The sequence below is a fragment of the uncultured Porphyromonas sp. genome, from assembly GCF_905372525.1.
Classification (GTDB): domain Bacteria; phylum Bacteroidota; class Bacteroidia; order Bacteroidales; family Porphyromonadaceae; genus Porphyromonas.
Genome location: NZ_CAJPPN010000015.1, coordinates 39,818 through 47,571, shown reverse-complemented (window position 1 = coordinate 47,571; position 7,754 = coordinate 39,818). Strand labels below are relative to the sequence as shown.

Annotated in this window: 7 protein-coding genes; 6 read left to right on the top strand and 1 reads right to left on the bottom strand. The window is 55.6% G+C overall.

Annotated elements, in window-relative coordinates; genetic code table 11:
* Positions 1 to 84 precede the first annotated feature (84 nt).
* The 6 genes from rsxC (at position 85) to QZ170_RS04295 (ending at position 5,575) form a co-directional block, all read left to right on the top strand.
* A complete protein-coding gene (gene rsxC, locus QZ170_RS04320; RefSeq protein ID WP_297177659.1) occupies positions 85 to 1,419 on the top strand; it encodes an electron transport complex subunit RsxC in 1,335 nt (444 codons plus the stop codon).
* A 7-nt stretch (positions 1,420 to 1,426) separates the two neighbouring features.
* On the top strand, positions 1,427 to 2,404 hold the full coding sequence (locus tag QZ170_RS04315; RefSeq protein WP_297177656.1) for an RnfABCDGE type electron transport complex subunit D: 978 nt from the start codon (positions 1,427 to 1,429) through the stop codon (positions 2,402 to 2,404).
* A 3-nt stretch (positions 2,405 to 2,407) separates the two neighbouring features.
* Positions 2,408 to 3,100 carry an RnfABCDGE type electron transport complex subunit G gene (locus QZ170_RS04310; RefSeq protein WP_297177652.1) on the top strand — a complete coding sequence of 231 codons (693 nt, stop codon included), beginning with the start codon at positions 2,408 to 2,410 and terminating at the stop codon, positions 3,098 to 3,100.
* A 298-nt stretch (positions 3,101 to 3,398) separates the two neighbouring features.
* Positions 3,399 to 3,986 (top strand): electron transport complex subunit E, encoded by a 588-nt coding sequence (locus QZ170_RS04305; protein ID WP_297177648.1) that lies wholly within the window; start codon positions 3,399 to 3,401, stop codon positions 3,984 to 3,986.
* 30 nt (positions 3,987 to 4,016) lie between these two features.
* Entirely contained in the window at positions 4,017 to 4,595 is a 579-nt protein-coding gene (gene rsxA / locus QZ170_RS04300; RefSeq protein ID WP_297177662.1) for an electron transport complex subunit RsxA, read from the top strand.
* Positions 4,596 to 4,759: 164 nt separating this feature from the next.
* Positions 4,760 to 5,575, top strand: coding sequence for a hypothetical protein (locus QZ170_RS04295; protein ID WP_297177645.1), 816 nt, complete (start codon positions 4,760 to 4,762; stop codon positions 5,573 to 5,575).
* Positions 5,576 to 5,708: 133 nt separating this feature from the next.
* Here the strand turns inward: QZ170_RS04295 and dnaK are convergent, their stop codons facing one another.
* Positions 5,709 to 7,604, bottom strand: coding sequence for a molecular chaperone DnaK (dnaK, locus tag QZ170_RS04290; protein WP_297177642.1), 1,896 nt, complete (start codon positions 7,602 to 7,604; stop codon positions 5,709 to 5,711).
* Between the last annotated feature and the right edge of the window lie 150 nt (positions 7,605 to 7,754).

Genomic DNA, 7,754 nt, shown 5'->3' with positions numbered 1-7,754 from the left:
CCCGTAGCCCCTACGACCTCCTCCACCCCCAGCGCCTCCTAGATAGGCACTACCCCATCAGACACGCTCATACTACATAGATATATGCTACGCACGTTTCGCCTCGGTGGCATTCATCCCCCCGAGAACAAGCTCTCAGCAGGAAGCCCTATCCAGCCTATATCCCTACCCAAGGAAGTCATCATACCCATAGGACAGCACATCGGTGCACCTGCCGTACCTACAGTCCAAAAGGGCGACCAAGTCAAGGTAGGTACCGTGATCGCCAAGACGGGTGGCTTCGTCTCAGCTAATATCCATTCCTCCGTCACGGGCAAGGTGACCAAGATCGATGGCTTCTACGACTCGGGCGGATACAAGCGCCCCGCTATCGTCATCGCCGTCGCCCCAGAAGAAGAGTGGGAAGAGGGAATAGATCGCTCCGAAGACCTGGTCACAGAGTGCTCGCTAGAGCCCAAGGAGATCATCGACAGGATCGCCGCCTCGGGGATTGTAGGGCTGGGGGGAGCGACCTTCCCTACCCACGTCAAGCTCTCCCCACCCCCAGGGCAAAAGGCTGAGGTACTGATCATCAATGCCGTGGAGTGTGAGCCCTACCTCACCTCTGACCACCAGCTCATGCTCACCAAGGGGGCAGAGATACTCGTTGGGGTCAAGATCCTGATGAAGGCACTCGGTGTCTCTCGGGCAGTCATCGGCATAGAGAACAATAAGAAGGATGCCATCCTCCACCTCACTCAGCTCGCCGAGCCCTACCCGGACATCACCGTCATGCCCCTAAAGGTTCAGTATCCCCAAGGGGGGGAGAAGCAGCTCATCGACGCTGTCCTTCGCAAGCAGATTAAGAGCGGAGCCCTCCCTATCTCTGCTGGTGCCGTCGTACAGAATGTAGGGACAGTCTTCGCCGTCTACGAGGCAGTCCAGAAGAACAAACCCCTCATAGAGCGCATCGTCACCGTCACGGGGAAGCACCTAGAGAAGCCCTCCAACTACCACGCTCGTATTGGTATCCCCATCGGACACCTTATAGAGGCCTCTGGTGGACTCCCCGAGGATACCGGTAAGATTATCGGCGGGGGACCTATGATGGGCAAGGCTCTACTCGGCACCGAGATCCCCGTCACCAAGGGTACCTCAGGCATACTTATCCTCCCCCGTGAGGACGCCGTGCGTCGCCCCATGAGGAACTGTATCCGCTGTGCCAAGTGTGTCTCGGTATGTCCTATGGGGCTTAACCCTGCCTTCCTCATGAGAGACGTGCAGTATGCCGACTGGGAGACTACGGAGAAGAACTACATCGTAGACTGTATCGAGTGTGGCTCCTGCAGCTATACCTGCCCATCGAACCGCCCGCTCCTAGACTTCATCCGCATAGGCAAGCAGAAGGTCACCGCCATCATACGTTCACGCAAAAGCTAAGTAGTACATGGATAAACTAATCATCTCTCCCTCCCCGCACATACACAGCGGAGATAGCGTGGAGCGCAACATGTACGCTGTCCTCCTCGCCCTCGTACCAGCCTGTCTCGTATCGCTGGCTACCTTTGGGCTCGGAGCTCTCATCGTCCTCGCAGTCAGCGTCCTCTCCTGCGTCATCGTCGAATGGCTCATCACCAAGTACCTCTACGGCACAGAGCCTACCATCCGTGACGGCTCCGCCATCCTGACGGGCGTACTACTCGGGATGAACCTCCCCTCTAGCCTCCCCTGGTGGATCGTCACCATCGGCGCCATCATTGCCATAGGTGTGGGGAAGATGAGCTTCGGGGGACTCGGGGGGAATATCTTCAATCCTGCCCTCGTAGGTCGTGTCTTCCTCCTGATCGCCTATCCAGCACAGATGACCCTTTGGCCCAAGGCTGGACAGATACTTCACTATACCGATGCCACCACTGGGGCTACACCGCTGGGGGTGGCGAAGGCTATCCAGTCTGGAGCGCCAGGTATGTCTTGGGATCAAGTCCCCTCTACCCTAGATATGCTCCTAGGGCTACATGGGGGGAGTCTCGGTGAGATCAGTGCAATCGCCCTGCTGCTAGGCCTAGCATTCCTCCTCTATAAGCGGGTAATCACTTGGCATATTCCTATTTCAGTGCTGGGGACGGCCTTCGCCTTCTCTGGCCTAATGCACCTCATCAACCCTGCGCTCTATCCCTCGCCTTTCTTTCACCTCCTCACCGGGGGAATGATGCTCGGTGCTATCTTCATGGCCACCGACTATGTGACGAGTCCAATGAGCGCGCGTGGTCAGCTCCTCTATGGAGCGCTTATCGGCCTGCTGACGATCCTCATCCGCCTCTTCGGGAGCTACCCTGAGGGGATGTCCTTCGCCATCCTCATCATGAATGGCTTCACCCCTCTGATCAATATATATATCCGCCCTCGACACTTCGGCGGACGATAGGCTATGGCAAAACTCAGCTCGACACTCCGCAACATGCTCCTCTCCCTAACGGGGATCTGCATCATCGTCTCCGGTATCCTCGCCTTGGTCAATAAGGTGACAAAAGCCCCCATTGAGGAGGCTCAAGTCAAGGCCAAAGTCGAGGCAATCAGTGCCGTGACACCGAAGTTTGATAATAACCCCTTCGCCGAGCGCCTGCGCTTCCTCCCCGAGGGCGAGTCCGACTCCCTCACGGTATATCCAGCCAAGAAGGGAGGTCAGCTCGTCGGCTTCGCTATAGAGAGCTACACCCTCAAGGGCTTCAGTGGACTGATCTCCGTGATGGTGGGCTTCGATGCCTCGGGCAAGCTCGTAGACTTCTCTGTCCTCCAGCACGCAGAGAGCCCAGGGCTTGGGTCGCTGATCCCCGAGTGGTTCCACCAGAAGAGCCAGACGGGTGGTATCCGAGACATGCGAGGACTTGACATGAAGGCCGTTTCTCCCCTCTCCGTCTCCAAGGATGGAGGTAAGGTCGATGCCATCACGGCGGCTACGATTAGTAGCCGAGCCTTCTTAGACGCAGTCAATCGTGCATGGAGCGTCTTCACCTCGCTACAAGCACAGGGACTAGGTACGTCCTCAGAAAGCGGGCAAGGAGGTATAGCCAACTCTGCTACCCCAAGTACGGATAGCCTTCCCCTCTCCCCCACCCACTGATAGTCCTGAGGTAACCTCAGCATCACGCCCTCAGCATCACGCCCTCAGCATCGCATCAGAAGCCCTCACGAAGGGACTCCCCGTAGCCCCCACACTGAGACTTCCTCCGATACTCCTCACCGCCCTCTCTGACAAGCTAAAACAGCTACCCTCGATACCCCGACAGAGTCCCCCTCACTCCCCCTAGAGAGGTAGCCCCACTACCTCACAAGAGCGTCCCCCGATACCTCAAGAAGGGGATCACCAAAGTTCCTAAGGCTGGGAAGAGGCGACCTCCTCCACTTATACCCCTTATCCAATGAATCCACTAGCGATCATACGCAACGGCATTACGACGGAGAACCCTACCTTCGTCCTCCTGCTCGGGATGTGCCCGACACTAGCTACGACTAGCTCAGCTGCCAATGGTATGGCCATGGGACTAGCTACAATGTTCGTCCTCATCTGCTCCAATACCGTCATCTCCATGATCAAGAGCCTCGTCCCCGATGCGGTACGTATCCCGAGCTTCATCGTAGTGATAGCAGGCTTCGTGACGATTGTCCAGCTCCTGATGCAGGCCTATGTACCCTCCCTATATGCGTCTCTAGGGCTGTTCATCCCCCTTATCGTAGTGAACTGTATCGTACTGGGGCGTGCAGAGGCAGTGGCGGCTAAGCAATCAGTCCTACACTCGACGCTTGATGGGCTGGGGATAGGCTTAGGCTTCACCTGCTCGCTGACTCTACTAGGCTTCGTGCGTGAGCTGCTAGGGGCAGGTACGATCTTTGGGCACGCTGTCTATCCCAAGGAATACGGGGCACTGCTCTTTGTCCTTGCCCCAGGAGCTTTCATCGTCCTCGGCTATCTCATCGCCCTGTCTAACAAGATCGGGAAGAAGAAGTAACCCCTCCACCTCTAAGTACAGATCCTCATGATACATTACCTGCTGATCTTTGTAGCTGCGGTCTTTGTCAATAACGTCGTCTTCTCACAGTTCCTCGGTATCTGCCCCTTCTTAGGCGTATCAAAGAAGATCGACACTGCCCTAGGGATGGGAGCAGCGGTTACCTTCGTCCTTGCCCTCTCGACGATGTGCACCTTCCTCCTACAGCGGTTTGTCCTCGAGCCCCTTGATATGGTCTACATGCAGACGATCTCCTTTATCCTGGTGATCGCAGCACTGGTACAGATGGTGGAGATTATCCTGAAGAAGGTCTCACCAGCCCTCTACCAAGCCCTCGGGGTCTTCCTACCGCTGATCACGACGAACTGCTGTGTGCTTGGGGTGGCAATCTTAGTCATTCAGAAGGAGTTCAATCTACTGGAAAGTGTGGTCTACGCCGTATCGATAGCCCTAGGCTTCACTCTGGCATTAGCTGTCTTCGCTGGTATCAGAGAGCAGCTAGCACGTACCCAGCTCGCTCCCTCGATGAAGGGAATACCCATTGCCCTCATCTCTGCCGGCATCCTAGCTATGGCCTTCATGGGCTTCAGCGGGATGGTACGCATCTAGCCCTTCGCTTCCCCCAAACATCGCTCCCCTCTCCCAGCGTGCTCTGGGGGAGGGGAGCGATATTTTCGGAGAGGGGGCTGTATGTATTTTTCTCTATCTTTACCGAGCTAGAGTAGATCGCCTACTCTGGATAAGCACTAGATAATAACATTCATGACGACCGTATGACACTACGTAGTACTCTTACCGCCCTTCTTCTCGTCGGCCTAAGCCCTCACCTAGGAGCACAGACAGTGACAATAGACGCTGAGCCTAAGACCACCCTACTAGATGGGAAGACGATGATCAAGGCACATCCCCTGGGGATCATCTTCGGGGATTATACCCTCTCTGGCGAGCGAGTCCTCACGCCGGGACTTAGTGTGGGGCTAGAGGTGAGTGCTCGCTTCGCCTCTCCCAACAGAGCCTATAGCGGGGATGATGATAACTATCGATCTGGGGGACTTCTCTGGGGTACTCTGGCTGATCGTAGCTACTTCGCCCTCACTCCGGAGCTCCGTTGGTATACCAATGGAGGACTAGGACATGGCTTCTACTTCACCCTCTACTACCGCTTCCTGAGCATGAAGCAAAATCACCTCCGCGAGTATATGTCCGTCCCCAGACAGGGCAATGCACCCCTGGAGGGAGATCTGACGTATCGGGAGCGCCTCAGTGCACACTCTGTCGGGATAGGTATCGGGGCACAGTGGCTACTAGGGGCGAAGAAGAATATCGTCCTCGACTGGCATATCATCGGGGTAAGTAACGACCGTGGTATAGGCTCGGTAGAGGGGACGTATCAGTTCAGAGACAAGCTCCCGCATCAGTCCGACATCGATGAGAATGTCCTGAGAGACCTCCTCATTGATCGGACAAAGGCTCACTCTGATGGGATCAAAGCCACCATCGATAGAGGTACCCAGACCTTCAGCATTACGAAGGTGCGCAGCATGTTCATCTCCCCACGGATGAGTCTCTCTATCGGCTTCCGTTTCTAAGTAGAGTCCCAGACACTCCTACCCCAAGGGGGGAAAGGAGGTGTAAAGCAAAGGCGGTGTACCCTAGTGGGTACACCGCCTTTGTATCTATATGAGTCCCCCGAGGCCGTGCCCGGAGGGATGCTCATCGGGCTTACTTCACTTCCTCGAAGTCGGCGTCGGTGATGTCTTCACCAGGTGCCTGCGAAGAGGAGGAAGACTGTCCAGCCGTGGGATCAGCTGCACCAGCATTGGCGTGGTGGTACATCTCTTCACTAGCTGCTTGGAAGGCCGACTGTACCTCAGCCGTAGCGGCATCGATACCTTCGATATTCTGTGCAGAGTGAGCTTCCTTGAGCTTAGCAAGTGCGGACTCGACAGCGGCCTTCTTGTCGGCGGAGAGCTTGTCGCCGAATTCCTTCAGCTGCTTTTCCGTCTGGAAAATGAGGCTATCTGCCTGATTGAGCTTGGTGATACGTTCGCTCTCGTGCTTGTCGGCCTCGGCATTAGCAGCAGCCTCGTCCTTCATACGCTTGATCTCCTCGTCGGAGAGACCGCTGGAGGCTTCGATACGGATCTTCTGTTGCTTACCCGTAGCCTTGTCCAGAGCGGTGACGTTCAGGATACCATTAGCGTCAATATCGAAGGTGACCTCGATCTGAGGGGTCTGGCGTGGGGCAGGAGCTACCTCTAGCTTGAAGCGACCGATACTCTTATTGTCCTTGGCTAGAGAGCGCTCACCCTGTAGGACGTGGATCTCTACCTCGGGCTGGTTATCGACAGCGGTGGTGAAGATCTCGCTCTTCTTCGTTGGGATCGTTGTATTGGCATCGATGAGGCGAGTCATCACGCCACCCATGGTCTCGATACCGAGGGAGAGAGGAGTGACGTCCAGCAGGAGCACATCCTTGATCTCACCCGTGAGCACACCACCCTGGATAGCAGCACCTACAGCGACGACTTCGTCAGGGTTAACCCCCTTAGAGGGAGCCTTCCCGAAGATCTTTTCGACGATCTCCTGGATAGCGGGGATACGAGTCGAGCCCCCGACGAGGATTACTTCGTCGATGTCCGTCCTAGAGAGGCCAGCATCACGTAGAGCCTGTTCGCATGGAGCGACACAAGCCTGGATGAGGCGGTCAGCCAGCTGCTCAAACTTTGCGCGGGTCAGCGTACGCACCAGGTGCTTGGGGATACCTCCTACGGGCATGATGTAGGGGAGGTTAATCTCCGTGCTCGTCGTGCTCGAGAGCTCGATCTTAGCTTTTTCGGCGGCTTCCTTCAGACGCTGCATAGCCATCGGATCCTGACGTAGGTCTACCCCTTCGTCAGCCTTGAACTCATCAGCGAGCCAATCGATGATCACGTGGTCGAAGTCGTCACCCCCTAGGTGGGTATCACCGTTGGTAGAGCGTACCTCGAAGACCCCGTCCCCGAGCTCGAGGATCGATATATCGAACGTCCCACCACCAAGGTCAAAGACAGCGATCTTCATATCTCGGTTCGCCTTGTCTAGCCCGTAGGCCAGCGAAGCAGCCGTAGGTTCGTTGACGATACGACGTACGTTGAGACCTGCGATCTCACCAGCCTCCTTGGTAGCCTGACGCTGGGCATCGTTGAAGTAGGCAGGTACGGTGATCACCGCATCGGTTACTTCCTGTCCCAGATAGTCCTCTGCGGTCTTCTTCATCTTCTGAAGGATGATAGCAGAGATCTCCTGTGGGGTGTAGAGTCGTCCATCGATGTCTACGCGGGGGGTGTTGTTGTCACCTCGTACGACCTTGTAGGGGACACGAGTTATCTCGTCCTTGACCTGGTCGAAGGTCTCACCCATGAAGCGCTTGATCGAGTAGATGGTCTTCGTAGGGTTCGTGATAGCCTGACGCTTAGCAGGGTCACCGACCTTACGCTCACCACCGTCGATGAAGGCTACGACCGAGGGGGTCGTGCGCTTACCTTCACTATTTGCGATAACGATAGGCTCGTTACCTTCGAGGACTGCGACACAAGAGTTCGTCGTCCCTAAGTCTATTCCAATGATCTTTCCCATAATCTTATTTCGTTGTTGTTCTATTTTTTGATTTGACTTACGCCCTATTTAAGTCAAAGCCTATGCCAAAGATCTAAGGCCTGACGTATATGACAAACTGTCACCCTCTCTATTGCTTACCCCGACACTCCGATACCTATCTATATATAG